Origin of the sequence: Nocardia sp. NPDC051929 (assembly GCF_044548645.1) — a bacterium.
In the GTDB taxonomy this organism is placed as follows: domain Bacteria; phylum Actinomycetota; class Actinomycetes; order Mycobacteriales; family Mycobacteriaceae; genus Nocardia; species Nocardia sichangensis.
On sequence record NZ_JBIUCG010000002.1, the window covers coordinates 62,998 to 88,395 of the forward strand.

Below are 25,398 nucleotides of genomic sequence, written 5' to 3' on the forward strand. Positions count from 1 at the left end.
CCCCCAGGTAATGCTCGTGATCGAACAAAGAGAGGGAGGACGTTCGAGCCTTCGGCGAACTGTGTGTGGGCTCGGTGCGCGTGTCGCCGACGTGGGGCGAGATCAGGCGCGGATCGCGGACGCTACCGGCCTGATGTCGCCTACCCATGCCACAGACGGAAGTATGGCGGCATGCTGCGCAGTTTTCAGGTGACCAATCACAGATCGCTGGCCGACGAGCAGGAGTTGCGGCTCACCAGAGGAAGCGGGCCGGTGGCGGTGCCGGTGACCGCCGTGCACGGCGGCGCCGCTGCGGGCAAGACGAACCTGATCGATGCGCTCGGGCAGATGCGTGACGCGGTGTTGCACTCGGTGACCGGGTGGGACCCGTACGCGGGCCCGGTGCGGGCGCCGCATCTCGGATTCCCGGACCGGCCTTCGGAGTTCGTGGCGGCGTTCGTCGCCGAGGGCGTGCCGTATACCTACGGGTTCCGGCTGGACAACGCCGACGTGACGGCGGAATGGCTGCACACCCATCCGCGCTCGCGCAAGCGAATCGTGTTCGAGCGCAACGGGGAACAGATCAAGATCGGCCCGATGTTCGAGGCCGCGCGCTACGGTATCACCGCGCTGGCTCCGCTGGTTCGTCCGAACGCGTTGCTGCTCAGCCTCGCCGGTCAGATGTATTCCGACGCGCTCGTGCCCGCCTACCGCTGGTTCGATTCCATGCTCGAAGTGCAGCGCGGTCCCGCCGAACCCGACGCCATCGCCCATCGGCTGGGCAGTCACATCTCCCGATCCCCGGACAACGCGGCGCGGCTGCTGATGCTGCTGCGTACGGCCGAGTTGGGCATCACCGACCTGCTCGTCGCCGAACACGACCCGTTGTACGCCGACTACCTGCGTGATCTGGACGCCGACATCGCCGGTCTCGGCAAGCAGATCGATCTGTGCGCCTCCTCGCCCGGCCACGCTGACCAGTTGCTGCGTGACAACGGCCTGACCCCGGTGCTGCTCGAACGTGAGCTGACCAATCTGAAGGCCGCGCGTGACGCCTTGTACACGCGCATGGTGGCCCGGCGCGGTGTCGGCCTGAGCCTGGTGCACGACGGCATCGACGCCCCGTTCGGGATCGGCGACGAATCCTCCGCCACGCTGTCGTTGCTGCGGGTCCTGCCCGCCATGCTCGACGCGCTGGACGAGGGCCGTGTACTCGCCGTCGACGACATCGGCGCGTGCCTGCCCGCGGAGGAGACCGATCGGTTGATCCAGCTGTTCCAGAACCCGGAGACGAATGCGCGCGGGGCGCAGTTGATCTTCACCACGAACAATCGGACGCTGATCGATCGGGGCAACGGACGATCGCAACGCACCCGCACATCGGTCTGGCAGGTACGGCGCACGGCTCAGGGCGCCAGCGAGCTCACGCCGGTGTGACGCGACTTAGCATGGGGGCATGTTGGAGTTCGTCGCGCTGGTAACCCTGACCGCGGTGCTGGTGTCGCTGATCGTGTTCACCATCCGCGGCAAGCGGGGCTACCGCCCGGCGAACCCGGAGGAGGGGACGCTGTACGTCACCGGTGTGAGCCCGCGCCCCGACGCGACGGGCGACCAGTACGTGACCATCACCGGGAATCTGAGCGGTCCTTCCGTCTCCGGCAAGGTCGTCTACGGCCGTTTCGCCTGGGACACGAGTTCCTGGCCGTCGATCGGCGACCTGCTCACCGTCGTCTATCCGGCGGGCAAGCCCGACCGCTGGCAGATTTCTCGTCCCGGCTGAGCGGTCGCCGTGCCGTAGCCCACACTATGGTCGATGGCATCATGCCGGGTATGGATGAGCGGGACGCGAGTGTCGTCGTCCGGGCGGCGCGGCCCGAGGAGTACGCGACGATCGGCGAGTTGACGGTGGAGGTCTACGTCGGCGAAGGCTACGTGGCAATGGGCAGCTGGTACGCGGGCGAGCTGGCCGACACCGCCCGCCGCGCCGCCTCGGCCCGGGTCCTGGTCGCCACGCACGCGGGCCGGATCGTCGGCTCGCTGACGGTCGCACCCGCGGGCAATCCGTACGCGGAGATCGCGCTGCCGGGTGAACTTGAGTTCCGCATGCTCGCCGTCGCGAAGACCGCGCGCGGACTCGGCGCCGGGACGGCACTGGTGCGCGCCGTGCTCGATCTCGCCCGCGCGGAAGGTTGCGCGGCGGTCGCCCTCACCACCATGGCCGCCATGGTCGACGCCCGGCGGATATACGACCGCTTCGGCTTCCTCCCCGTACCGAGCCGGGACTGGCGTACTCCCGCGGGGGAGCTGCTGCATGTGCTCCGGCTACCGCTCGGCCCTTCTGGCGATTCCGCCTAGGTAATCGTCCACGGCGCGGAATCCGCTGCGCCGCTCGTGAATCAGCCGAGGACGGTGGCGACTATCCCGGCGAGGTAGCCGAGCCGGGCCACCTCGGAGGGGCGGAAGTCGGGGCCGCCCGGCCTGCCGAGCAGCAGCACCTTGCCGGTGTTGCCGAGCGGAGCGGCGGCGAGTTTGGTGTCCATGTCCCGCCAGATCTCGGGCACCCAGTCGGCTTCGGGGTCGAGCACCGTCGGCTTCTCGAGCGGCATCCACGGTGCCGAACCCGCTTGTGTCTGTGGCGCACTCGGGCTGCCGACCACCCGGTAGGCGCCGTGCGGCCCGATGTCGATGATCGTGCTCCAGCCGACCCGCAGCACCCGCGGCACACCGTCCACCAGCACCTGCATCCGGTCGTCGCGAGCGCTGGCCACATGGTCGATGAGTTCGAGTTCGCGATGGGTGTCGAGCACGCCGGAGTACGGGCGGATCGAGTCCACGTGCACGTCGCCGATCGATTCGGCGGCGGTGATGAGGGTGTCGGGGAGTGCGCCGGAGGGCACCTCGACGACCAGATCGTCGACGGCGTAGCCCGCGCCGCGCTCGACCACGTCCAGCGAGAGGATGTCGGCACCGACGGAGCCGAGTGCGAGGGCGAGCGCACCGAGGCTTCCCGGTCGATCCGGAAGTTGCACGCGGAGCAGATACGACACGTGCGTTTCCTTTCTTAGGGCGGCCGAGGCTCTGAACGGATACCCGGGTGACGCAATACTTACACCCCTTACGGCCGGTTATCGAGTCGAAGACCGGCGAGTGACGCGCGCCACTCGATGAATTCGCGCGAAACCGGCGTGTCGGGCTAGTCCGAGCGGCCGTGTCGCGCGCCGGAGGGGGTTGCCGGGGGCCTGCTGGGCGATGGTTCCTCCGCCGCGCCGACGAAGCCCGGGTGCCGGGTGGTGACCCGGTCCCCGGTGGCTAGGCTGTGTGGGTTGAGCACTGTTGATAACGAAGCCGAAAGGGGTCCCGCGGTGCCCGCCATCTCCCGCGACGAGGTCGCACACCTCGCCCGGCTGTCCCGGCTCGCGCTGTCCGACGCGGAACTGGATCAGTTCGCCGGACAGCTGGATTCGATCCTGAGCCACGTGCGGACCATTTCCGAGGTAGCCGCCGCCGACGTCCCGGCTACGGCGTCGCCGAACCCGGCGACCAATGTGACCCGTCCCGACGAGGTGGTGCCGGGCCTGACCCCGCGGGAGGCGCTGTCGGGCGCGCCCGCCGTGGACGAGCAGCGGTTCATGGTGCCGCAGATTCTGGGGGAGGGCGAATGAGCGCGGCATCGCATCACGATTCCGTCTTGACGACGCTGTCGGCGGCCGAGCTTGCCGACAAGATCCACGGCCGCGAGCTGTCCTCGGTCGAGGTCACCCAGGCGCACCTGGACCGGATCGCCGCGGTCGACGGCGAGTACCACGCCTTCCTGCACGTCGCGGGAGAGCAGGCGCTAGAGGCCGCGGCCGCGGTGGACGCCGCGATCGCCTCCGGCGCCGAGCCCGCCTCGCCGCTGGCCGGAGTTCCGTTGGCGCTCAAGGACGTGTTCACCACCACGGACATGCCCACCACCTGTGCGTCGAAGATCCTCGAGGGTTGGGTGTCGCCGTACGACGCGACCCTCACCACGCGGTTGCGCGCGGCGGGCATCCCGATCCTCGGCAAGACCAACATGGACGAGTTCGCCATGGGCTCCTCCACCGAGAACTCCGCCTACGGTCCCACCCGCAACCCGTGGGACACCACCCGCATCCCGGGCGGTTCGGGCGGCGGCTCCGCGGCGGCGCTGGCCTCGCACCAGGCCCCGCTGGCCATCGGCACCGACACCGGCGGATCGATCCGCCAGCCCGCGGCCGTCACCGCCACCGTCGGCACCAAACCCACCTATGGCACGGTGTCGCGCTTCGGCCTGGTCGCGTGCGCGTCGTCGCTGGACCAGGGCGGTCCGTGCGGTCGAACGGTGCTGGACACGGCGCTGCTGCACGAGGTGATCGCCGGATACGACCCGCGCGACTCCACCTCGCGCGACGTGCCGGTGCCGCCGGTGGTGGCCGCCGCGCGCGCCGGGGCGCAGGGCGATCTGCGCGGCGTCAAGATCGGCGTGGTGAAGGAACTGCACTCCGACAGCTACCAGCCCGGCGTGCTCGCCTCCTTCGACGCCGCCGTGGCGGTGCTGAAGGATCTCGGCGCCGAAGTGATCGAAGTGTCCTGTCCGCACTTCGAATACGCGCTGTCGTCCTACTACTTGGTGATGCCGTCGGAGGTGTCGTCGAACCTCGCGCGGTTCGACGCGATGCGCTACGGCCTGCGCGTCGCCGACGACGGTCAGCACAGCGCCGAGCAGGTCATGGCGGCCACGCGCGCGGCCGGGTTCGGCCCCGAGGTCAAGCGGCGCATCATGATCGGCACCTACGCGCTGTCGGCGGGTTACTACGACGCCTACTACGGCCAGGCGCTGAAGGTGCGCACGCTGATCGCCCGCGACTTCGACAAGGCCTACGAGCAGGTCGACGTGCTCGTCTCGCCGACCAGCCCGTTCACGCCGTGGAAGCTGGGCGAGAAGGTCGACGATCCGCTGGCCATGTACCTGTCTGACCTGTGCACCCTCCCGACCAATCTGGCCGGTCACCCCGCCATGTCGGTCCCCTCCGGGCTGAGCAAGGACGACGGCATGCCCGTCGGCCTCCAGATCATGGCCCCCGCCCTCGCCGACGATCGCCTCTACCGGGTGGGCGCGGCCTACGAGGCCGCCCGCGGTCCCGTCGCCTGATATTTCGCACCCCGAGCCGCTCGGCTCACCGCACCCGCGGTGCCGAGCGGCTCGGTGAACAATCAGGCGGGCCAGGTGAATTCGGGGTCGCCGGCGTAGTCGGCGCGGCGTTGATCCAACGCGAGCGCGACCATCTGGTGCGCGCCAGGCCCGATGATCTTGCGTAGCGGCGGGTTCCGCATGTTCACCAACTCGATCAGACCCGCGGCGCCGACCTCCGGAGGCGCTTCGATCCACTCGGACTCGGTGTCGGCGCCCGATTCGACCGGGGCGGCGGGCTCGTTCGGTGTGTTCGCCGGCTCGGCTTCGGTCGACTCCGTTCCGGTCGCCTCGGCCGGGTAGTCCGGCATGCCCAGGATGGCGTTACGTACCGGCGCATAGGCGGGAATGCCGCTGGCGAATCGCATGCTCGACTTGGCCCAGTCGGTGTCGAAGCCGCCCATCTGCGCGAGCGTGACCCGGATGCCGAAGGGGCGCAGTTCGTCCGCGAGCGAGGCGCTGAATCCCTCCAGTGCCCACTTGCTCGCGTTGTACAGCCCGAACAGGGGCAGACTGCCCACGGCCCCGACCGTGGAGATCTGCACGATGTGCCCCGAACCCTGCGTGCGCAGATGGGGCGCCGCCGCTTGGGAAACCCAGAGGGCGCCGAAGAAGTTGGTGTCCATCTGGTCGCGGATCTGCGTCTCGGTCAGTTCCTCCACGGCGCCGACCAAGCCGTAACCCGCGTTGTTCACCAGCACATCGATCGTGCCCGTCAGCGCGAACGCCTTGTCCACGGTGGCGATCACGCCGGCGCGGTCGCGAACCTCCAAGGGCAACACGGTGAGACGGTCGTCGGCAATGCCCGCGAGGGCCTCCGGGTTTCTGGCGGTCGCGACGACGCGATCCCCCTCGGCGAGCGCGGCCGTCGTGAAGGCGCGGCCGAGTCCGCGGCCTGCCCCGGTGATGAACCACGTTCTGGTCATGGGTGATCCTTTCGTCGCGAGACGCTCCGTCTCGTCGGATACCGTGCCAATTCGCTCGCGCCTTGTCAAGACGAGACGTTTCGTCTCGTCATCTGCTACCGTGACGGCATGCCCGAGACTCCCACCGCCGCGCGCCGCAGCGAGCGCTCCCGTGCGGCGATACTCGCCGCGACCGCCGAGCTGATCCGCGAGGTGTCCTACGCGAAGCTGGGCATCGAGGCCATCGCGGCCCGTGCGGGTGTCGGCAAGCAGACGATCTACCGCTGGTGGCCGTCGAAGGGGGCGGTGGTGTTCGATGCCATGCTCGAAGCCGATTCGGGGCCGGAGGGTCCGGCGCTACCGGACACCGGCGACATCGCCGCCGATCTGCGCCAGTTGCTGCGCGGTTCGATCGTCGCGCTGACCGATCCCGGGTTCGAATCCTTCCTCCGCGCGATGTACATCGAGATCCAGCAGGACGCCGAGTTGGGCGCCGCCTACCGTGAGCGCCTGTTGCTGCCTCAGCGCACCGCCGTCGCCGACCGTTTGGCCGCCGCGGTCGCCGCCGGTGAACTGCGTGCGGACCTCGATCTCGAGCTCGCCGTCGATCTGCTGCTCGGTCCGGCGCAGATGCGGTGGTCTCTCGGGCTCGGTGGCCTCACCCAGGCCTACGCCGACGCCGCGCTCGACGCCGCGCTGGCCTATCTGCGCGCGTGAATCCGTCCGGTCCGACTCGGTTTCCAGTCGCCTGGACTCCGACGCCGTCCGACTCCAGCAGGCCGGTTCGGCAACAAGGAAGTCGTTCGGCGCCCGAGGGTTTCCATCGTCAGGAAGCGCGCAGCGATTCGGCCTGCTTCTGGATGCCGTCGGTCATGCCCTCGAAACCCCGGCGCAGATTCTTGCCCAGCGATGCGACGACCACGGGATGCAGCCATCCGCCGAGTTCGAAATGGGATTCGTAGCGAGTGCGGTTGTCCGGAAGCGGCGTCACGATGTGGGAGCGCAGGCTGTGCAGCGCGCCCAGGGGTACGGGTTTCATCGCGTAACTCAGCTCGCGGCCCCGGGTGTGCGAGCGGATCCATTCCCGCTGCTTGCGCGGCTTCGAGCCGGAGACCTGGACGAGCATGTCGATCGGCTCGCCGGGCACCAGCGAACTGCGGCACTCCGTGACGAAGGGATTCCATTCGCCGTAGCGCGGGAAGTCGGTGATCACCTGCCACACCAGGTCGGCTGGGGCGTCGATGTCGGCGGCGAGGTCGATGACGAAGGCCATGAAGAAATTAGAACATGTTCTATGGCGGTCGCGGGCGAGTGGCGCGCCGAACAGCTCAGCACGAGCCCATCGCCGTCCCTTGATCCTGGCCGTACCGGTGGCCGTGGCCCGGCGGAGCGTGCAGCGCGGCGAGCAGATCGGCGGTGGTCTGCGCGAAGCTGAGCACCGGAAGCCATTGCGGAACCGGAGCGTCGACGCGGGCGCCGGTCAGGTCGGGCGCGCGCCACAGCTGGGAAAGCGACCAGTGGATCACCGGATCCGAGCTATTGGCCAGCACGGTCGCGCCGGAGCGGTGGACATTGTCGGCCGGTGGGCCCGCCCAAAGAACCGCGCAGGTTCGGTCGTCCTGCTCGGCGTCGTCGGCGAAGACGGCGTTGCCGCCCAGAGCGCCCAGGCTCTGCCCGTACAGGTACAGCTTCGGCTTGTGCGCCAGGCTTTGGATGTGGCGCTCGACGGCGGTGAACAAGGCGCGAGCGGCCGTCACCGCCGATTCCCGGCCGAACACGAACGTCGCCCAGCTCGGGAGATAGGAGTATTGCAGCCCGACCAGCGCCACGTCACCGCCGAAGCGCCGATCGAACCCCGCCACGGCGTTCGCGTCGATCCAGCCCGATCCGGTGGGCACCGTGACGACCAGGTGCGAGCGCGCGAAGCCGCCCGACCGTTCCAGTTCCCGGATCGCCAGCGCGACGCGGCTGTCCAGGTCGGGTGCGGAGGCCACCCCGACGTAGACCCGCACGGCGCGCACCGACGCGTCGCTCACGAATTTGCGCCCCTCGGCGCCCAGCGACGTCCAGCTCACCGCCGACTCCGCGCTACCCGACCCGGCGTGCGAAACCGGTCGCACCAGAGTGGGATCCAGCTCGGCGTTGGCCCGCGCGTACGCCGCCTCCCGCCATCCGACCACCGCGGGCACACCGACCAGGTACAGCAGCACCGCCGCGACGGCGGCCAGCGAGATGCTCCGCGACCAGCCCAGTTTCCGCCGAGACCAGGCGATCGAGCGGGTGGCGGCGGCGAACAGCCCGACGATCAGCGCCGCGCCGAGCGCGCAGCGCACCCAGTAGTCGGCGCCGATCGGCGGCGTGCCCATCGCGGCGCGCAGCCGGTTCTGCCAGTGTCCCGCGTTCGCCGCTGCTCCCACCACCAGCACCGATATCGCGATCAGCAGGGGCAGCCGCAGCCACGCATGGTGCCGATCGAAGTCGAAACCGCGTCGCCGCACGATGATTCGCAGCGTTCCGGCCACGCCGAGCGTCAGCGCCGCGAGGAGCCCGGTCAGCACGGCTTGCGCGCCCGGTGTGCGAGGGAGCAGACCTGGGGCCAACGACGCCAGTGTGCCGAGCCCGATGCCGAGTGTGGTGCCGATCCGCGGCGGTCGTGCCTGGAGTCGGAGACGGCGGTTCGGGAACGCCGTCATCGCCGCACCGTTGCCGCGACGGACGCAGGTGGCGGGCAATCCGCGAGTCCGGAGCCACGCCGCCGGTTGTGGACGACGAGAGCCGCGCTCAGACCGGCGATTCCGGCGACGAGCACGCCGAGCAGCTTCCAGCTCGACGCGGAGTCGGACTCGGCGGCGTCGAACAGGGGCTCGACCACCGGTACGCCGTAATCCTGCCGCCGCGAGTTCAGATCGACCGCGGTGTTCGCGATCGATGCCATCGCATCGCAGCGGGCGCGGGAGAACGGGTCCACGCGGGTGGCGCAGGCCTGGTGCATCTGCCGGTCCAGCGACGCGTCGAGGGCCTGCCGCGCCCACGGGCCCAGCGGTTCGCCGCGCTGGTCGGCGTAGCGCAACAGGTCGTAGCCGAGGTCATGGGCCTTGCACGCGGTGTCGAACTCGGCGGGCAGCGTCACCGGGGACGAGCAGTCGCCGTCCGGATCGACCAGCAAACCGTCCACCGTGCTGGGCCGGTAACCGAACGACGCGACGAAGTCCGCCGGGATCGCGGTGAGCGCGTCGGGGCCACCGGCGGCCAACTCGGCGACGGCGGCGCTCGCCTGCGGGCTTTCGATCGGCGCGGCCGCCGCGGCGGCCTGCGGGGCGGGGGAGAGGAAGACCGTCGCCGCCACGGTGGTCAGCGCGGTCGCGGTGAGCGCGGCGTAGCGTCGCGTGTGCGCGGTGACGGAAGAAGCTGCGGCGGAATGATTTCGGGCTCCTACGGCCGAAGCGAACCGGGTCTCGCGCCCGGCGCTGGTCGGTGTGCTCATGGCGACGACGTTAGGGGCCGGCTTTCCGGTCCCGCCTCACGCCCGGGGAGGTTTCGCGCGCCGTGCCGCCGGGGGAGCCGCCGCGCCGCCTCACACCGGGGTATCGGGGCGGAAATCACCCGTGGGTATGAGGCCGCGGTGAACTGGGAGTTCCTAGTGTCGTAGGCATGAACCGAGAAAGTCGCGGCTGGACGCGACGGCTGGACGCGCGGACCTGGTTCGACCTGGGCACGGTGCTGGTCGCGCTGATCTGGTACGCGGTGGCCTGGCCGACCCTGCACCTGACCCACGCGGTGCCCGCCGCGGCGCAGCCGTTCATCGCCGCGCTCGCCGCGTTCCCGGTGCTGCTGGTCCGGGTCAACCCGGCGCTGGGCTGGGCCATCTCGGCGGGCTCCGCGCTGGTGATCGCGCTGGCGATCCCGCATCAGCCGAACAACGACCTGCCGTTCCAGGTCGTGCACGTGCTCTGTGTGCTGGTGCTGTTGTTCGCGGTGGCATTGCGCGCCCCGGGACAGATCGTGGCGGTGTCCTGGGCGGCGACCGCCCTGCTGTTCGCGACCACCATGCCCGGCGAGGGCGAAGCGTTCGCGAACGCCGCGTGGGGCTGGCCGATCGCGCTGGGCGCGCTGGTGCTGTTCGGACTACTCGTCCGCTGGCTGGCGCTGTCGCGGCGGCAGCTGGTGCGCCAGGAGGAGGAGAACGAACTCGAGCGGGCCCGCCGGGCCATCTTGGAGGAGAAGGCGCGCATCGCCCGCGATCTGCACGACGTCGTGGCCCACCACATGTCCTTGGTGGTGGTGCAGGCGCAGACCGCGCCGTACCGGGTCGAGGGCGTCACCCCGGCCGCGCGCGCCGAGTTCGAGTCGATCGGCGCCACAGCGCGCGAAGCGCTCAACGAGATCCGCGGCATGCTGGGTGTGCTGCGCAGCGACGGCCAGTTGCCCGAGCACGCGCCCCAGCCGAAGGCGGCCGACGTGATCGGCCTGTTCGAAGGCGCGCGCCGCGCTGGTGTCCGCATCGAGTGGACCGTCGAGGGTGCGCTGGACACGATCCCGGAGACCACCGGCCTCGCCTTGTTCCGCGTCGTGCAGGAATCACTGTCCAACGCCTCCCGGCACGCCCCGGGCGCGCCGGTCCAGGTGCGCATCGCCCGCGACGCGGAGCTGCTGCTCGACGTCGAGAACGAGCCGGGGGCCACGCCCGCCCGGACGGTCGGCAACGGCGGCCACGGCATCGCGGGTATGCAGGCACGAGCGCTGGCCGTGGGCGGCGAGGTGACGGCGGCACCGCGCACGGACGGCGGATTCCGGGTCCACGCGCGCTTCCCGCTCACCGTGCCGGAAGCGGCTGCCGCAGTTGTCGGTGCAGGCGCGCTGCACGGCGAACCAGGACGCTGAGCACCGCCGGGAGGATGCGCAGTGCGCTGCGGGTTCCTGCGGATGCCGATCGGAGGCAGCGACGGAAGGCACGTGCCGCCGTTGCACAAAGCACCCGAGGCTGCCGGGCACGACACCGAATCGGGAGTTGAGCGGTGTCGAGACATCGCATCAGAGCAGACCGTGGCCGCAGCGCCCGAGCGGCGATCAGATGTGCTGGCCTCGGACACGGGCCGAGCGTGCCCGTCGATGCACAGTCGGAACAGTGGGCCCCTGGCATGCTCGTGCGTCCGGTCGGCGCGACGCGCAGTCGTACGGGGCAATTAGGGTGAGCTGGTGGCAATTACGGTGTTGATCGCCGACGACCAGGCGATGGTCCGTCAGGGGTTCGGGGCGCTGCTGGCCGCGCAGCCGGATATCAGCGTGGTGGGCGACGCGGCGGACGGCAAGGTCGCGGTGGCCGAGGCGAAGCGGCTGCGCCCGGACGTCGTGCTGATGGATGTGCGTATGCCGGAGATGAACGGGCTCGACGCGGCCCGCGCCATCCTGGCGGCCGGGTTCGACCCGCCGGTGCGCGTACTGATGCTCACCACCTTCGACATCGACGACTACGTCTACGAGGCGCTGAGCCTCGGCGCCAGCGGGTTCCTGCTCAAGGACGCGCCCGCCGAGGAACTGGTCCGCGCGGTGCGGGTGGTCGCCGACGGTCAGGCGCTGCTCGCGCCCACGGTCACCCGCAGACTCATCGCCGACGTCACCCGCCGCCGCAGCGCTGCCCGCGCCAAGCCGTCGCCGCAGCTGTCCGCGCTGACTCCCCGGGAGCGGGAAGTGCTGGAACTGATCGCGAAAGGCATGTCGAACTCCGAGATCGCCGAAACCCTGTTCGTGGCCGAGCAAACCGTGAAAACCCATGTTTCCAAGGTGTTCTCGAAGCTGAATCTGCGCGACCGGGCGCAAGCCGTGGTGCTGGCCTACGAAACCGGCTTGGTCACCCCGGGCTGAGCCGGGTCACATCGGCGGGCAGGACCCGCCGCGCAGTTCGTCGAGATGACCGCCGAGCATCCGCGCCATCCGGCTCAGGATGGTGGTGGAGTCGTCGAAGCTGCCGGAATCGGCCGTCGCCGCCAGCGCGACGGCGACCATGCCGGACCGCACCGGTACCAGGCCGAACTGGCGGACGGTGTAGACGCCGGTGTCGTCGTCGGGACCCCAGCCGCCTTTGAAGGCCGTGCCCTCCAGGACGCCAAGACCCCATGCCTGCTCGGGCGTTATCTTCGTCATCAGCTCGGTGACCTGGAACGACTCGGGCAGGCACGGCAGCCGGGAGGCGAAGCGGGCTTGATTGGCCAGCGTCCATTCGGTGCCGCCGAAGGAGGTGTAGTCCAAGGTGGTGCGCGGGCCCGCCACCCCGGTCGTGGCGTCGCCCGCCTCGTCGATCACGTCCTGCACCGCCTTGGCCGCTTCCAGCCCGTCGCCGAGCGATTGCCACAGCGCCTCCGCGGCGTCGTTGTCCGACCACGTGATGGCCGCCTCCACGTCGTGGATGATGCCCTCCTGCGGGTCGTGCCGCAGCGCGGCGATCGCGAGCGGCACCTTGATCGTCGACCACGCGATGCCGCTGACCCAGTCGCCGAAGACGGTCATCCGGCCCCCGCCGACGGGGATGATCGCCATGCCGACCTGTCCGCCGAGCTGGGGTTGTAACTGGGTGAAATCGGCGGCCAGCGAGTCGGGCATGGATATGGCGAGCCGCGGCCGCCACGCCCCCGCGGTGTCGACGACGACCGCCGGGGGATCGGTGTCGGCCCGATTGCCGGGAAGCAGCGTGCACGAAGTCAGCGTGAGCAGCACCACCATCGCTGCGGCGCGCAGCACCGAACGACACGACGAAGCGGATCCCGTCGACCTCACCACCGAGTCCTCCCCACCACCGGTGACGCGTCGCGCTGTAGAACGGCGGTGCAAAATATCTCATCGGGCCCGTCCGGTCGGTGACCGGACGAGAGACATCACCGCGGCGCGCGGCGGCGTCGACGGCACGATGTCTCGAACATAGTTTTGCCGATCTTCCCGGAGAATTCGAAACCCCGTGGCCACGGCGTCACCCGGTAGGCTCCAGGATCGGTAGGAAAGCGGTCACCTGAAGGGGGCGTGTTGCTCGACAGCGGTGCGGTGTTCGCCGGGTTCACCATAGAGAAGCTCCTCGGTCAGGGCGGCATGGGATCGGTGTATCTCGCCCGTCATCCCAGACTTCCTCGGCAGACCGCGCTCAAACTGCTCAACCGGGAGCTGTTCACCGACGTGGAGGTCCGGGCCCGCTTCGAGCGGGAGGCGGACCTGGCGGCGCAGTTGGACCATCCGAACATCGTCGCGGTGTACGACCGCGGCACCGAGGACGAGCAGCTGTGGATCTCCATGCAGTACGTCGACGGCGTCGACGCGGCCACGGTGAACCCGCAGAACCTGCCGCCGGAGCGTGCCGTGCAGATCGTCGAAGGCGTCGCCTCCGCCCTTGACTACGCGCACGGGATGGGGGTGCTGCACCGCGACGTCAAGCCGGCGAACATCATGCTGGCCCGCGCGGTGGGCGGCCACGGTGAGCGGGTCTTCCTCACCGATTTCGGCATCGCCCGGCTGCGTGAGGATTCCACCCACCTGACCCAGACCGGCATGTTCACCGCGACGCTGGCCTACGCCTCGCCCGAGCAGATGACCGGGGCCCACCTGGACCACCGCTCCGATCAGTACTCGCTGGCGTGCGCGCTGTATTGGTTGCTGACCGGCGTCGCCCCGTTCGACGCGCCCGCCCCCGCCGACATCATCCGCGGCCACCTCCAGTTGCCGCCGCCCTCCGTCGCGGCCCGGCGCGCCGGTCTGTCGCCCGCGCTGGACGCGGTGATCGCCAAGGCCATGGCGAAGCGACCCGACGACCGATACGTCTCCTGCGTCGGATTCGCCTCGGCCGCGCGGCGAGCGCTCACCGAGCCCGCTCCGACGGTGGTGGCCGCGCAGTACCAACCGCAGCCGGCGCCCACCGTCCTCGCGCAACCGGCCTATCCCGGGCCGGAGGCGAGTCCGCCGACCTACGTCCCCACCGCCTCCGCCCCCGGCTATACCGCTCCACCGCAGTACAACCCGAACCCCATGAGCGGCCAGCAGTTCTCGGCGTCCAATGGCTATGCCGCGGCGGCTCCGCAGCCGAGTTACCCTGCGGCGCCGCCGCCTTCGGCTCCGGCACCGATCGCCTATCCGCCCCACCAGCCGAGTTATCCGTCGCAGGGCCGCTCCAATACCGGCCTGATCGTGACCATCGTCCTGGTGATCGTCGCGCTGCTGGTCGGCGTCGGCATCGTCGTCGCGAAGGTCGGATTCTCGAATTCCGCGTCGCCGCTCGACCTCCCCACCAAGACGCCGTCGGGCCCGTCCGCCGCGGACAAGCTCGCCGAAGCGTTCCCGAAGCTGCTGCCGCAAGGCGTCGATACGAAATACGACATCGGCTCCGGACCGGGCTATCGCGGCAAGACCTGCTTCCTCGGCACCGCCAAGCCGGGCGGCAAGGTGTCCAGCGCCAACGGCGTACCCGACTTCCCGAACTGGGCGACGGCCTGGAACTGCTGGGGCACACCGATCGACGAGCCCGACTACGTCCTCATCGGCTTCAAGTCGTCCGCCGATGCCCAGGCCGCGGTGCGGGACCTGCCGTCGAATACCGCGACGACCGAACGCAACAACGGCGAGTCGTATTCGACCTACCGGTGGCAGGAGAAAGCGAGCGGACTGCCGGACGGCTATCTCGTCGTCGACTTCGCCGACGACCCGGCCCGGTCGAACTATCTGCTGTTCGCCACGGTGACCCTCACCGACAGCATGCCGACCTCCGGGTTCGGCATCACCTCGGCGAAATTCAAGGCCTGGTTCGCCGACCTGCCGCTGTGAACCAGGAGTCTCAGTCGACGGCCAGCGCCTCCACGATGGGCAGCCGGGCCGCGCGCAACGCGGGTGGAATCGACCCGAGCAGCGCCAGCGCCAGCGCGATCACGGCGTAGACCAGCAGCATCGGGCTCGGCCGGTAGGCCACGTCGATGGTCAGCGCGTGTCCGATGGCGACCGTGCCCAGGAACTGCACCGACGCGCCGAGCGCCAGACCAAGCACCGCGCCGACGATCCCGATACCGGCGGCCTCGGCCAGCACCGAACGCATCAGGAACTTGCGCCCGGTGCCCATGGCACGAAGTACGCCGAGTTCCCTGCGGCGCTCCAGCACCGAGAGCATCAACGTGTTGAGCAACGCGACCGTGGCGACCAGCACCACGATCCAGAGAATGGCGTTGCTCATCGCCATACCCTGCCGGATGCTCGACGAAGCGGCCACCACCGTGTCCGCGCCGGTGTCCACGTTCAACTCCGGCGGCACCACTTGCCGTATCGCCGCGAACACCGCCGCGCGGTCGGCGCCCGGTGCGATGTCGACCGCGATGACCGTCTCCCCGGGCCGTTCGTACCAGCTGCGCATCAGGTTCAGGTCCATCATCACCACGCCGGCGATGGCGGAGAAGTACGGAATCACCTGCAACACACGCACGGTGTGGGGGCCGGTAGGGGTCGGCAGGGTCAGTTCCGCGCCCGCGCCGACGCCGAGTGAGCGCGCCACGTCGCGCGAGATGGCCACGCCTTCCCCGGCCGACAGCCGGGCGACCGATTCGTCGGTGAGCATGCGCATCCGCGTTTCCCTGGCGTCGGGCGGAAACCCTTGCAGCATCACGCGACTGCCGCCCAGCGTGGCGAAGGCCATCTGCGCCGGGCTGAGATGCGCGACGCCGGGCACCGCCGCGAGCTTGCCCGCCAGATCCGCGGGCAGCAGCGGCCCGGTCGGGAACTGCGCCATCGAGGCGGGGCTGACGTAGACGTCGTTGCGGGCCAGATCGGTGAAAGTGACCGTGGCCGAGTCGATCATGTTGCTGGAGGCGCCGCTCATGCCGACGGTGGCCCCGACACCGATCATCACCGTCATCGCGGTCGCCCACACGCGCCGCGGCGAACGCTCCAGCGTGGTCGCGCCCAGGGCGCCGGGAGCGCGGAACCAGCGCGCGATCCCCGCCGCGGCCCGCACGATCGGGCCGGTCGCGGCGAAACAGATCAGGATCGCGGCGATGAACGACATCGAGATCGCGGTCAGCGAGTAGCGGCCGAGATCGCTGCTCGCGATCAGCACCGCCGCCCCGGCCAGCCCGCCACCTGCGATGACGGCGAGCCAGCGCAGCAGCGGGCTCGCGGTGTCGGTCCGGCCCGCTCCGACCGGAGCCAGCGCCTCGATGGGCTGGACCTTGTACACCTGGCGGGCGGCGAGGGAGGCCGCGAGCACGCTGGTGAACACGCAGGCCACGACGGCGAACGGAATCACGTACCAGGGCACCGAGTATTCGGTGCGCGCCTCCACGGACTGCACGATCGCGGTGGGCAGTGTGCCGATCGCGATGCTGCCCATGAACACACCCAGCGCCGCGCCGACCGCGCCGCCGAGCACGCCGAGCAACGCCGCCTCGGCCAGCAGGTCGCGCACCATCGGGCCGCGCTTGCCGCCGATCGCGCGCAGCAGCGAGAGCATCGGCCTGCGCTGGGCGATCGCCATGCTCATCGCGTTGTAGATGAGGAACGCCGAGACGATCAGCGCGGCCGCCGACGCCATGGTGGTGGAGTAGCGGACGATCTGCACCGCGCCGCCCGCCTGCGCGGTGCGCAGACTCGGCTCGGCCACCACCGCGCGGCCGTCCACCGCGTCGGTGAGCGCCGCGCGCACCTGACCGAGATCGGCGCCCTGGGCTGGGATGATCTGCACCGAGTCCAGCCGCCCGGCCCGGTCGGTGATCTTCTGCGCCAGCCCGAGCGGGGCGGCGATGAGGTGGCCGTCGTCGAGTTTCCGGGAGGTCTCCGCGTCGAGGACACCTGCGACCGTGACCGTCGTGCCGCCGAGCGCGAACTGCTCGCCCTCGGCGCGGCCGAGCCCGGTGCCCACCAGCACCCCATTGGGCACCGAGAGCAGCTTCCCCGTGAAAGCGCTCATCGGCGCGGTCAATTCGCTGCCCAGCGCGCCGATGTTCGAGTCGGCGCCGATCAGCAGCGCGCGGTCGGCGCCGGTGCCGATCTGCGCGCGCAGCATCGGCACCGCCACCGCGACGCCGGGTGTGGTCGCGATCCGCCGCAGCAATTGCTGGTCGAATCCCGCGTCGGTGATCCCGCTGACCTCCAGCTGCGCCTTCCCGCCCAGGCCGCGGGTCAGTCTGTCCACCGAGCCGGTGACCGATCCGGAGATGCTCAGCACCGCCACCAGCAGCGACGCCGACACGCCCATCACGATCAGCGACATGAAGGTGCGGCCGCGATGGGCGAGCAGCTCGCCGATGTTGAACAGCCGCAGGCGATCCCACGCCGCGCCGATCATGCTGTTTCCCTTCTCGCCCGCATGTCCACGCCGCGCCGCCGACCGTTCACGCGTTGACCGTCCGCTCGACCTTGTCGTTGGACCCGATCCGGCCGTCGCGCAGGGTGATCACACGGTCGCAGTAGGTCACCGCGCCCATGTCGTGGGTCACCATCACCACCGAACTGCCCGATGCGGCGATCTCGCCGAGCAACTCGAGGATGGCGGCGCCGGTCTTGGAGTCGAGATTGCCGGTGGGCTCGTCGGCCAGGATCAGCGGCGGGTCCATGATCAACGCCCGCGCCACCGCCACCCGCTGCATCTGCCCGCCGGACAATTCGGCTGGACGGTGTTCGGCCCGCGCCGCGAGGCCCACCCGGTCGAGCAACTCCAGGGCGCGCGGCTTGGCCTTGCGCAAACCCGTGCCGTCCAGCAGTTTCGGTATCGCCACGTTCTCCCACGCCGAGAGCGTGGGCAGCAGGTTGAAGAATTGGAAGACGAATCCGACCTGGTGACGCCGGAATTCCGACTGCTGCTCCTCGTCCAGCACGCCGATCTCCTCGCCCCGGAACCGGATCGAGCCCGCGTCGGGACTGTCCAGCGCGCCGAGCAGATGCAACAAGGTGCTCTTACCGGAACCGGATGGCCCGATGATCGAGGTGAATTCCCCAGTCTCTATTCGCAATGCGACGTCGTCGAGTGCGCGGACCGCCTGGCCGCCGACCCGATACTCCTTCGTCACGCCCGATAGTTCCAGCATCGCCGGTTCCGGCATCGTCGTCCCCCGCTCCGTATGGTCGATCAAAGTTCTTCGTTCCTCGTCGCGCGTTACCGCGCCATGGCCTCCGACGCGAGTTTGCGGCGACGATACTGTGCGTCGAGCACCGCGCGCAGCACCGGCTGCTCGGCCGCCAGTTCGAGATAGGCCTCCATCGCCGTCGATCCCTGGTCGAGTTTCGCGGCGAAGTGGAGATTCCACCGGTAGCGCAATGTGAGCAGGAGCCCGTCCTCGCCGCCGAACAGCCGATCCAGATCGGGGAGTCCCGCGAACAGGTCGGGATCGGCCGGGTCGGGCGCCGCGCGGGTGAGTACGGTGTGCACGATGTCGGTTCGAGCGTGCTGATCCGTCCAGGACATGGCCATCGCCTTCCTCTGTGAATACCGCCAACGCTACGGACGCGACCGTGTTGTTGTCGTCGTGCCAGGGACCCGAATGCGTCTCCGACCACGGTAGGAGCGGCGGCCCACTCGCGGGACGATGTACCGGCCCGGATCCGGCGGCTAGCCTTACAGAATGGGTTCGACCGGCGTATCCGAAGCACCGCCAGGTACGCCTCGCGCGGGCCGCGTGCCGGCCTCGATGCGGCGTGTCGGGGAGCGGTGCGCCGAGTTCGCGCGCGATCCGGTCGCGGCCTTCCGGCGCAGCGTCGAGGAGTTGCCCTACGACTACCCGCCCTCGGTGATCGTCAGCGTCGACATCGCGGTCTTCGCCGTGGCGGTCGCGGCGGCGATCCAGCGGCACAGCTATTTCCCGACCCTGCTTCCGATCGTGGCGGTGCTACTGACCTGCGCTTTCGGTCCCTTGCACGCGTTGCTCGGCGTGTTGCCGCGCCCGCTGCTGCTCGGCGCGATGGCGATGACGGCCGAGGCGCTGTTCCTCGCTCAACCGGTCGAGGCCGATTTCGCGCCGTTCGTCCTGGTGGCCGCCGCGGGCGAGATCGCGGCGATCGCGCCGAAACGGGTGAGCATCCCGGTCACCATCGCGATGATGCTGCAACTGGTCGCTTTCGCCCTGATCGGCCATGTGACCGAAGGGTTGCCGACCTATCTGGTCGGCGTCGCCTTCGGCTGGATGGCCGGGTTGATGCTGCAGTATCAGCGCCGCTTCCTCTATCAGGAACGCGGGTATCAGGACATCCGCGCCGCGCAGGCCGCCGACGAGGAGCGGCGCCGGATCGCCAGAGAAGTGCACGACGTGATCGCGCACTCGCTGAGCGTCACGCTGTTGCATCTCACCGCCGCCCGGCACGCGCTGCAGACCGACCGCGACGTGGACGAAGCCGTGGAAGCGCTGACCGACGCCGAACGGCTCGGCAGGCAGGCGATGGCCGACATCCGCCGCACGGTGGGCCTGCTCGACGCGCGCCCCTGGAAGCAGGCGCCGGAACCGGGTGTGGAGGACATCGAGGATCTGGTCGGCGATTTCGTGCGGGCCGGTCTGGACGTGCGCTACGACCGCGAGGGCGATCTCGGCGCGGTGTCGCCCGCGGTCGGGCTCGCGCTGTACCGGATCGGCCAGGAGTCGCTGGCGAACGTGGTCAAACACGCGCACGGCGCGTCCGCCAGGATCCGGGTCGCGGTGGACACGACGATGGTCACCCTCACGGTGGACAACACGGTGCCCGCAGGGCTGCCCGCCCAGCGCGGCGCGGGCATGGGTCTGTCCGGTATGCGGCAGCGCGCCGAACTGCTCGGCGGGCGCATGACGGCGGGCCCGTCCAGCCGCGGCTGGTCGGTGCGAGCCGGTATCCCGCTCGCGCCCGGTCGCGGCGGATTCTCGTGTTCGGTGCTGCCGGGAAGCTCCACCACCGGCCGGGAGGTTTCGTGAGCGAGCGTCGGCGAACCGGAGCATCGGGCGTTGCCGGGTCCGGGCAACGAGGTGGAGTTGTGCGCGTTCACCGGCGAGTGAACCGAGAACGGAGCGTGCCGTCGTGCAGGTCGGAACCGAACGCCACCGGGGTGCGGTCGTGAGTGTGACGACACCCGCCAGTGGCGAGGACGCCGTAACCGTGCTGGTGGTCGACGACCAGGAGCTCGTGCGCGGCGGTCTGCGGCGCATCCTGCGCAGGCGGGACGGATTCGTGGTCGCCGAATGCGCCGACGGCGACGAGGTGCCCGCCGCCGTCGCGGAGGTCGGCCCCGACGTGGTGCTGATGGACCTGCGGATGAAACGGGTCGGCGGCATCGACGCGACCAGGATGCTGCGGGCGCGCGACGGGGCTCCGCCGGTCCTGGTGCTCACCACTTTCGACGACGATCAGTTGCTGTCCGGAGCGCTGCGCGCGGGCGCGGCCGGATTCATCCTCAAGGACTCGCCCGCCGAGGACCTCATTCGCGCGGTACGGATGGTCGCGGGCGGCGGCGCCTGGCTCGACCCCGCGGTGACCGGCCGCGTGCTGTCGGCCTACCGCACCGTACGCCCGGTGCGCACCAACACGGATGCACGCCTGTCCGAGCTGACCGCACGCGAATACGAGGTGCTCGAACTGATCGGGCGCGGTCGGGTGAACGCGGAAATCGCTCGTGAACTCGGCATCTCGGAAGTGACCGTGAAAAGTCATGTGGGGCATATCTTCGGCAAGCTCGAGCTGCGGGACCGGGCCGCGGCGATCGTGTTCGCGTTTGACCACGGGGTGGTGACACCCGGAGAATCCAATCTATGACGGGCAGGCTCCGGTCGCGTACCGCGTGATCTCGGTGTGCGTTCCAGGCCCGGGATGCGGAGGATGACGGGTGCAGGAACCTGGGCCGAGAACCGGGACGCGGTTCGGGCCGTACGAACTGCGGTCGTTGCTGGGCAAGGGGGGAATGGGGGAGGTATACGAGGCGTACGACACGGTCAAGGACCGGGTGGTCGCGGTCAAGCTGCTCTCCGAAGAACTCGCCAAAGACCCGATGTACCAGTTGCGTTTCCGGCGCGAATCGCAGGCCGCGGCACGGCTGGCCGAACCGCACGTCATCCCGATCCACGACTGGGGCGTCATCGACGGGGTGCTGTTCATCGACATGCGGTTGGTCCGGGGCGTCGATCTGCGCACCCTGTTGCGCGGCAAGGGTCCGCTGAGCCCCGCTCGCGCCGTCGGCATCATCGAGCAGATCGCTTCGGCGCTCGACGCGGCGCACGCGAACAATCTGGTGCATCGCGACGTGAAACCGGCGAACATCCTTGTCACGGACGCGGATTTCGCGTATCTAGCCGATTTCGGTATCGCGCATACCGAAGGCGACAGCGCGGTGACGCTGGTCGGCATGGCCGTCGGCTCCTACATCTACATGGCTCCTGAGCGCTTCGACGTCGGCCCGGTGACCGGCCGCGCCGACGTCTACTCGCTGGCCTGCGTGCTGCACGAGTGCCTGACCGGAGCGACGCCGTTCCCGGCGGCCAGCATGAACGTGCTGATCAAATCGCACATGTCCGATCCGCCGCCGCGGCCGAGCGCGCAGGCCAGTGGCATTCCCGCCGCGTTGGACGAGGTGGTGAACCGCGGTATGGCCAAGGACCCGGCCGACCGCTACCCGACCGCGACCGCGCTGGCCAGGGCTGCCCGCGCCGCCCTCACCTCGGCGCCTGCCACCGGGCCGACGCTGGTGGTGCGCGCGCCCGACCGGTCGCAGCAGGCCGGTGCGGCGGTCGCGCCGGAATCGACCGGCGAGCTGCCCGTGATCCATCCGAGCGCGCCGACGGTGGTCCGGCCGACGGAGTTCCAGTTCACGCCGCTTCCGTCGGCTGATGCGCCGGAGCTGCCGCGAGCCCCGTTCCCGCCGGAGGTGGACTTGCCTCCGATACGTCCCTTCCCGGACGCGCACCTGTATCCGGAAACCCAGGCGTATCTGGAGGCGGCGGGATACCCGCAGGCGCCGGAGCCTGCCGCGCCGCCGACACAGGTGTATCGGCAGGGCTACGCCGATTCCGCCGCGCCGGGGGTTTTCGATTCCGCGTACGCGGGGCAGGCGGACGACTCCGCTTACGCCGATCCTGATTCCACGCGGGTATACGCGGAACCGACTGTGGCGCAGGCGTATTCCGATACGCCGCCGCAACCCTATTCGCAGTCCGCCGAAAACGTCTTCACCGAAAGTCATCCGGGGCTCGGGAACTACCCGCAGTATCCGGATCGAGAACAGCCACCCGCACCGCACGGCACGCCCGACCACCTTCCCGCACCGGACTCGGCCCCGACCCAGTATCTGGCGCCGACGGAGCACCACGCACACGCGGCTCGCACCGACTATCCGCCGCATGGCGATTACCCCGCGCGCACCGGCCGCCCCCTGGGCCGCGACGAACCGGAGTACGGCCTTGACGAGTACGACGAGCCCTATTACTCCGAGTCTCGTCCGAGTCGCTCCATAGCGCTCCCCATCATGGTGGCCGTTTTCGCCATCGTCGCGTTGACCGTCGGCGGCGCGATCGCCTGGCAGTCGTTCGGCCGCGGGCAAGTCGAGACGACCTCCGCCGCCGCGCACTCCGAGGAGTCCGCGCCGGTGGCCGGGCCCACCACTCGGGCTCCGAGCCGCACATCGGCCCCGTCGGCCACGTCGACCTCGGCGAAGCCGACCCAGGTCACGCTGCCCGCGGGCGCGAAGCCGTGCGGCCAGGGGCAGGCCGCCGCCGGGACGTTCACCCAGTCGGCGACGGGTACCGCCGTGACCAGCTGCGCGTTCGCCGAGGAGGTGCGCAGAGCCTATGCCGCACTCGGCCAGACGCAGAACGCGACTCGTGACGCGCCGCGCTCGGTCGTCGCGACCAGCCCGGTCACCGGCCGCAGCTACACCATGAACTGCCTGCCCGAAGGCCAGGTCGTCACGTGCAGCGGCGGCGAGAACGCGGTGGTGTACGTCTACTGACGGTGCGGCGCAGGTCGGCTACGGCACGGCCGGGCTTCCGCCCGGGACCACCGGCAAGCCCGCCGCCTTCCAGGCTCGGAACCCTCCGACGAGGTCGGTCACCTGACGCAGTCCCAGACGCAGCCCGTCGGCGGCCGCGAGACTGGAGGCGTAGCCCTCGTTGCACACGATCACCACCGGGGTGTCGGCGGCGACGCCGGGCAGCCGGTGGTCGCCGTTCGGGTCGAGGCGCCACTCCAGGACGATCCGCTCGACCACGACCGCGCCGGGTATCTCACCCTCGGCACTGCGGTTCGAGTGCGGCCGGATGTCCACGATCAGTCCGCCCTCGGCCTGCACCGCGGCGGCCTGCTCCGGCGTCACCCGTTCCAGCTGCGCTCTGGCCCTGGTCACCATGTCCTCGGCGCCTGTACTCATCGTGCATCCACTCCGCTCGCTGACGTCCCTGCGAAGTCAGCCAGCGTACGGTATTCGCGGACCGGTCGAAGCGGGGGAGAGTACGCGTGCACCGACGCGGCGGGCCACGGCTTGTCGTTGCGCAGCTGATGCGCTCGATCGGGACCGAATCCGACCGTGTCACCTGCCCGTCGTTCCGCCTTCTGGACCGTCCCGCCCAGATGCAGATATTCCTCGCTGAGTTCCCCCACGGTCATGGTGAACGAGCCGGACGCGCCGCCGTGGTCGTGCGGTTCGGTGCCCTGCCCAGGAGCCCAGGACAGCAGCCACAACTCCACGCCCATGGTCAGGGCCAGGCGGGTCCACCAGCGCTGCTCGGCGTCGAAGCGCACGATGTCCAGCAGCGGCGTGGCCAATTCCGCGGCCACCAAGCTGGTCAACCGGTGTAACTCGGCGGGTGACCACAGCGTCCGCTCCGGGTGGATGGCGTCTCGAACCAGCGGCACGTCGATGTCGGGATGGATATCGCGCGCGTGCTTGAGGTTCACCGGAACGGATGTGGTCACATGTGCTCCTGACGGGATCGATCGGATGAGCGGCTCGTGGCTGCCGCGTGGATTCTCCGCCATCGCGCCCGGATTTTCACGAATCACGATCAGGGCGAATAAAATTCATCGATCGCCGTCACGGCCGCACACCGGGCCTCGGCGTGCGGCGCCACCGCCGTTCGGCTACCCGAACCCGGGCATCGGCGGGGATTCCGAGAAGACGACGGGCAACGACACGAGGGCACGGTGGAACGGTCCAGGTCGCCAGGACAGCTCTTCCGGCTCGACCGCCAGTCGCATCTCGGGCAGGGCATCCAGTAGTTGGTCGATGGCGTCCTGCGCGATCAGGTACGCCATCGATTTGGCGGGGCAGGAGTGCGGTCCGGCTCCCCAAGCCAGGTGCGCCCGGCTGTCGGTGTGCTGGCCGGTGTGGATCGCCGGATCGTTGTTGCACGCGGCCATGCTGATCACGACCGGCTGGCGCGCGGGCAACCACACGTCGTCGATCAGGATCGGCTGTTTCGGGTAGCTGAAGCAGTAGTTGGCGCCGGGCGGGTCGTCGAACAGCACCTCGTCGAGTGCGTCGCGGGTGGACAAGCTGCCGCCGAATATCCCGCCCGCGAATCGGCGGTCGGTGAGCATCAGCCGCAAGGTGTTGGCGATCAGGTTCTGCTGTGGCTCGATCCCCGCCCCGTACAGGGTGACCAACTGGTGGATCATCTCCATGTCGTCGAGGCCGACAGGGTGCCGCAGCAGTCGCGAGGTGATGTCGTCCCCCGGACTCCGCCGTTTCATCTGCACCAGGTCGAACAGCGCGTCGGCGAGCATCGCGTTGCCCTTGTCCGCGTTGACGCCCTCGAAGATGGCGGCCATGCCGATCGCGACGTGCTGCCCGATCTCCGGCGGGCAGCCGAGCATCGAATTGAGCACCGCGAATGTGAGCGGGAACGCGTACTGGCTGATCAGATCCGCCGCACCGTCCTGGCAGAAGGCGTTGATCAGCGGGCCCGCGATCTGTTCGGTCGTCGCGTGCAGTGCGTGCAGGTCGACCGCGTCGATAGCGGCGACATTCACCTGCCGGTAGCGCTGGTGCTCGAATCCGGTGTTGCGCAGCGCGTTCGGCCGCCACTCCATCATCGGCAGGATCGGGCAGCCACCGGGAATGCCCTGCTGCCACGTGCGTGGGTCCGAGGGAAAGTGCACCGGGTCGTTGAGGATTCGCAGCGCCGTGTAGTAACCGATCACCAACGTCGCGGGCACATTCGGCGCCAGTTCGATCGGCACGAGCGAGCCGTACCGGCGGCGCATCTCACGGTAGGCGTGATGCGGGTCCGCGGCGAATGCCTCCGTGTACAACGCGACCCGTGGCCGGTCGGTGTCTAGTGGCGAATTGTGCTGAACTGGACAGCTTTTCGTGCTCTCAGAAGTGGATTGCGGGGACTGTGGCGTGGACAAAGGGCATGACTCCAGAAG

24 protein-coding genes are annotated in these 25,398 nt (G+C 69.7%); 12 read left to right on the forward strand and 12 right to left on the reverse strand.

All coding sequences use genetic code 11. The features are described from left to right. Positions 1 to 171: 171 nt before the first annotated feature. Genes ACIHAX_RS02415 through ACIHAX_RS02425 form a run of 3 tightly spaced genes read left to right on the forward strand, consistent with a single transcriptional unit; the run spans position 172 to position 2,334 of the window. The gene (locus tag ACIHAX_RS02415; protein ID WP_355078796.1) at positions 172 to 1,416 is read left to right on the forward strand and encodes an ATP-binding protein; all 1,245 of its coding nucleotides are present in this window, start codon (positions 172 to 174) and stop codon (positions 1,414 to 1,416) included. A gap of 19 nt (positions 1,417 to 1,435) precedes the next feature. Then, entirely contained in the window at positions 1,436 to 1,759 is a 324-nt protein-coding gene (locus ACIHAX_RS02420; protein WP_397275401.1) for a hypothetical protein, read from the forward strand. Positions 1,760 to 1,809: 50 nt separating this feature from the next. After that, positions 1,810 to 2,334, forward strand: a complete 525-nt coding sequence (locus ACIHAX_RS02425; RefSeq protein ID WP_397275403.1) for a GNAT family N-acetyltransferase — start codon at positions 1,810 to 1,812, stop codon at positions 2,332 to 2,334. Positions 2,335 to 2,375: 41 nt separating this feature from the next. On the opposite strand, the gene ACIHAX_RS02430 is transcribed toward ACIHAX_RS02425, so the two are convergent. Then, a complete protein-coding gene (locus tag ACIHAX_RS02430; protein WP_355078799.1) occupies positions 2,376 to 3,026 on the reverse strand; it encodes an amino acid-binding protein in 651 nt (216 codons plus the stop codon). A gap of 315 nt (positions 3,027 to 3,341) precedes the next feature. Between ACIHAX_RS02430 and gatC the strand changes: the two genes are divergently transcribed. Together gatC and gatA are read left to right on the forward strand one after the other, a co-directional pair. Continuing rightward, complete coding sequence (gene gatC / locus ACIHAX_RS02435; protein ID WP_067797657.1) at positions 3,342 to 3,641, forward strand: Asp-tRNA(Asn)/Glu-tRNA(Gln) amidotransferase subunit GatC; 300 nt, start codon at positions 3,342 to 3,344, stop codon at positions 3,639 to 3,641. Next, a complete protein-coding gene (gatA, locus tag ACIHAX_RS02440) occupies positions 3,638 to 5,131 on the forward strand; it encodes an Asp-tRNA(Asn)/Glu-tRNA(Gln) amidotransferase subunit GatA (protein ID WP_364429299.1) in 1,494 nt (497 codons plus the stop codon). The genes gatC and gatA overlap by 4 nt, the downstream gene beginning before the upstream one ends. 62 nt (positions 5,132 to 5,193) lie before the next feature. Here gatA and ACIHAX_RS02445 read toward each other — a convergent pair whose 3' ends face one another. After that, complete coding sequence (locus tag ACIHAX_RS02445) at positions 5,194 to 6,096, reverse strand: SDR family NAD(P)-dependent oxidoreductase (RefSeq protein ID WP_397275405.1); 903 nt, start codon at positions 6,094 to 6,096, stop codon at positions 5,194 to 5,196. A 108-nt stretch (positions 6,097 to 6,204) separates the two neighbouring features. Here ACIHAX_RS02445 and ACIHAX_RS02450 point away from each other — a divergent pair, with 108 nt between their 5' ends. Next, positions 6,205 to 6,792 carry a TetR/AcrR family transcriptional regulator gene (locus ACIHAX_RS02450; protein WP_397275407.1) on the forward strand — a complete coding sequence of 196 codons (588 nt, stop codon included), beginning with the start codon at positions 6,205 to 6,207 and terminating at the stop codon, positions 6,790 to 6,792. Positions 6,793 to 6,901: 109 nt separating this feature from the next. Here the strand turns inward: ACIHAX_RS02450 and ACIHAX_RS02455 are convergent, their stop codons facing one another. The 3 genes from ACIHAX_RS02455 to ACIHAX_RS02465 are packed head-to-tail and all read right to left on the reverse strand — an operon-like array spanning position 6,902 to position 9,559. Next, a complete protein-coding gene (locus ACIHAX_RS02455; RefSeq protein WP_364429290.1) occupies positions 6,902 to 7,348 on the reverse strand; it encodes an SRPBCC domain-containing protein in 447 nt (148 codons plus the stop codon). Between the two features lie 55 nt (positions 7,349 to 7,403). Continuing rightward, the gene (locus ACIHAX_RS02460; RefSeq protein ID WP_397275410.1) at positions 7,404 to 8,768 is read right to left on the reverse strand and encodes an alpha/beta-hydrolase family protein; all 1,365 of its coding nucleotides are present in this window, start codon (positions 8,766 to 8,768) and stop codon (positions 7,404 to 7,406) included. Further along, positions 8,765 to 9,559, reverse strand: coding sequence for a hypothetical protein (locus tag ACIHAX_RS02465; RefSeq protein ID WP_397275412.1), 795 nt, complete (start codon positions 9,557 to 9,559; stop codon positions 8,765 to 8,767). Before ACIHAX_RS02465 ends, ACIHAX_RS02460 begins: the two co-directional genes overlap by 4 nt. A 167-nt stretch (positions 9,560 to 9,726) precedes the next feature. On the opposite strand from ACIHAX_RS02465, the gene ACIHAX_RS02470 reads away from it, so the two are divergent. After that, positions 9,727 to 10,956, forward strand: a complete 1,230-nt coding sequence (locus ACIHAX_RS02470) for a sensor histidine kinase (RefSeq protein WP_397275414.1) — start codon at positions 9,727 to 9,729, stop codon at positions 10,954 to 10,956. Between the two features lie 315 nt (positions 10,957 to 11,271). Continuing rightward, positions 11,272 to 11,937 carry a response regulator transcription factor gene (locus ACIHAX_RS02475; protein ID WP_039799687.1) on the forward strand — a complete coding sequence of 222 codons (666 nt, stop codon included), beginning with the start codon at positions 11,272 to 11,274 and terminating at the stop codon, positions 11,935 to 11,937. Between the two features lie 6 nt (positions 11,938 to 11,943). Here ACIHAX_RS02475 and ACIHAX_RS02480 read toward each other — a convergent pair whose 3' ends face one another. Further along, a complete protein-coding gene (locus ACIHAX_RS02480; protein WP_355078807.1) occupies positions 11,944 to 12,846 on the reverse strand; it encodes a hypothetical protein in 903 nt (300 codons plus the stop codon). Positions 12,847 to 13,086: 240 nt separating this feature from the next. On the opposite strand from ACIHAX_RS02480, the gene ACIHAX_RS02485 reads away from it, so the two are divergent. Next, positions 13,087 to 14,871, forward strand: coding sequence for a protein kinase (locus tag ACIHAX_RS02485; protein ID WP_397275416.1), 1,785 nt, complete (start codon positions 13,087 to 13,089; stop codon positions 14,869 to 14,871). 10 nt (positions 14,872 to 14,881) lie between these two features. Here ACIHAX_RS02485 and ACIHAX_RS02490 read toward each other — a convergent pair whose 3' ends face one another. From ACIHAX_RS02490 to ACIHAX_RS02500, 3 genes are read right to left on the reverse strand one after another with little or no spacing between them, the layout of a single operon-like run. Next, positions 14,882 to 17,374, reverse strand: a complete 2,493-nt coding sequence (locus tag ACIHAX_RS02490; protein ID WP_364429273.1) for an FtsX-like permease family protein — start codon at positions 17,372 to 17,374, stop codon at positions 14,882 to 14,884. A gap of 46 nt (positions 17,375 to 17,420) precedes the next feature. Continuing rightward, entirely contained in the window at positions 17,421 to 18,128 is a 708-nt protein-coding gene (locus ACIHAX_RS02495; RefSeq protein ID WP_355078810.1) for an ABC transporter ATP-binding protein, read from the reverse strand. 53 nt (positions 18,129 to 18,181) lie between these two features. Beyond that, positions 18,182 to 18,490, reverse strand: a complete 309-nt coding sequence (locus ACIHAX_RS02500) for a hypothetical protein (protein WP_397275419.1) — start codon at positions 18,488 to 18,490, stop codon at positions 18,182 to 18,184. Between the two features lie 157 nt (positions 18,491 to 18,647). Between ACIHAX_RS02500 and ACIHAX_RS02505 the strand changes: the two genes are divergently transcribed. The 3 genes from ACIHAX_RS02505 (at position 18,648) to ACIHAX_RS02515 (ending at position 22,981) form a co-directional block, all read left to right on the forward strand. Further along, positions 18,648 to 19,961: a sensor histidine kinase gene (locus ACIHAX_RS02505; protein WP_397275421.1), complete on the forward strand. Its 1,314-nt coding sequence runs from the start codon at positions 18,648 to 18,650 to the stop codon at positions 19,959 to 19,961. Positions 19,962 to 20,142: 181 nt separating this feature from the next. Next, positions 20,143 to 20,796, forward strand: coding sequence for a response regulator transcription factor (locus ACIHAX_RS02510; RefSeq protein WP_364429610.1), 654 nt, complete (start codon positions 20,143 to 20,145; stop codon positions 20,794 to 20,796). A gap of 70 nt (positions 20,797 to 20,866) precedes the next feature. Continuing rightward, the gene (locus ACIHAX_RS02515) at positions 20,867 to 22,981 is read left to right on the forward strand and encodes a protein kinase (protein ID WP_397275423.1); all 2,115 of its coding nucleotides are present in this window, start codon (positions 20,867 to 20,869) and stop codon (positions 22,979 to 22,981) included. 18 nt (positions 22,982 to 22,999) lie between these two features. On the opposite strand, the gene ACIHAX_RS02520 is transcribed toward ACIHAX_RS02515, so the two are convergent. The 3 genes from ACIHAX_RS02520 to ACIHAX_RS02530 form a co-directional block, all read right to left on the reverse strand. Next, entirely contained in the window at positions 23,000 to 23,398 is a 399-nt protein-coding gene (locus ACIHAX_RS02520; RefSeq protein WP_364429266.1) for a rhodanese-like domain-containing protein, read from the reverse strand. Next, positions 23,395 to 23,943, reverse strand: a complete 549-nt coding sequence (locus ACIHAX_RS02525) for a cysteine dioxygenase family protein (RefSeq protein WP_356961158.1) — start codon at positions 23,941 to 23,943, stop codon at positions 23,395 to 23,397. The genes ACIHAX_RS02520 and ACIHAX_RS02525 overlap by 4 nt, the downstream gene beginning before the upstream one ends. A gap of 165 nt (positions 23,944 to 24,108) precedes the next feature. Beyond that, entirely contained in the window at positions 24,109 to 25,380 is a 1,272-nt protein-coding gene (locus tag ACIHAX_RS02530) for a cytochrome P450 (protein WP_397275425.1), read from the reverse strand. Between the last annotated feature and the right edge of the window lie 18 nt (positions 25,381 to 25,398).

Bases quoted from the DNA above. Each gene is read 5' to 3' on its own strand.
- ACIHAX_RS02415 (WP_355078796.1), top strand. From the start codon at position 172: ATGCTGCGCAGTTTTCAGGTGACCAATCACAGATCGCTGGCCGACGAG.
- ACIHAX_RS02420 (WP_397275401.1), top strand. From the start codon at position 1,436: ATGTTGGAGTTCGTCGCGCTGGTAACCCTGACCGCGGTGCTGGTGTCG.
- ACIHAX_RS02425 (WP_397275403.1), top strand. From the start codon at position 1,810: ATGGATGAGCGGGACGCGAGTGTCGTCGTCCGGGCGGCGCGGCCCGAG.
- gatA (WP_364429299.1), top strand. From the start codon at position 3,638: ATGAGCGCGGCATCGCATCACGATTCCGTCTTGACGACGCTGTCGGCG.
- ACIHAX_RS02445 (WP_397275405.1), bottom strand. From the start codon at position 6,096: ATGACCAGAACGTGGTTCATCACCGGGGCAGGCCGCGGACTCGGCCGC.
- ACIHAX_RS02450 (WP_397275407.1), top strand. From the start codon at position 6,205: ATGCCCGAGACTCCCACCGCCGCGCGCCGCAGCGAGCGCTCCCGTGCG.
- ACIHAX_RS02455 (WP_364429290.1), bottom strand. From the start codon at position 7,348: ATGGCCTTCGTCATCGACCTCGCCGCCGACATCGACGCCCCAGCCGAC.
- ACIHAX_RS02460 (WP_397275410.1), bottom strand. From the start codon at position 8,768: ATGACGGCGTTCCCGAACCGCCGTCTCCGACTCCAGGCACGACCGCCG.
- ACIHAX_RS02465 (WP_397275412.1), bottom strand. From the start codon at position 9,559: ATGAGCACACCGACCAGCGCCGGGCGCGAGACCCGGTTCGCTTCGGCC.
- ACIHAX_RS02470 (WP_397275414.1), top strand. From the start codon at position 9,727: ATGAACCGAGAAAGTCGCGGCTGGACGCGACGGCTGGACGCGCGGACC.
- ACIHAX_RS02490 (WP_364429273.1), bottom strand. From the start codon at position 17,374: ATGATCGGCGCGGCGTGGGATCGCCTGCGGCTGTTCAACATCGGCGAG.
- ACIHAX_RS02495 (WP_355078810.1), bottom strand. From the start codon at position 18,128: ATGCCGGAACCGGCGATGCTGGAACTATCGGGCGTGACGAAGGAGTAT.
- ACIHAX_RS02500 (WP_397275419.1), bottom strand. From the start codon at position 18,490: ATGTCCTGGACGGATCAGCACGCTCGAACCGACATCGTGCACACCGTA.
- ACIHAX_RS02505 (WP_397275421.1), top strand. From the start codon at position 18,648: ATGGGTTCGACCGGCGTATCCGAAGCACCGCCAGGTACGCCTCGCGCG.
- ACIHAX_RS02520 (WP_364429266.1), bottom strand. From the start codon at position 23,398: ATGAGTACAGGCGCCGAGGACATGGTGACCAGGGCCAGAGCGCAGCTG.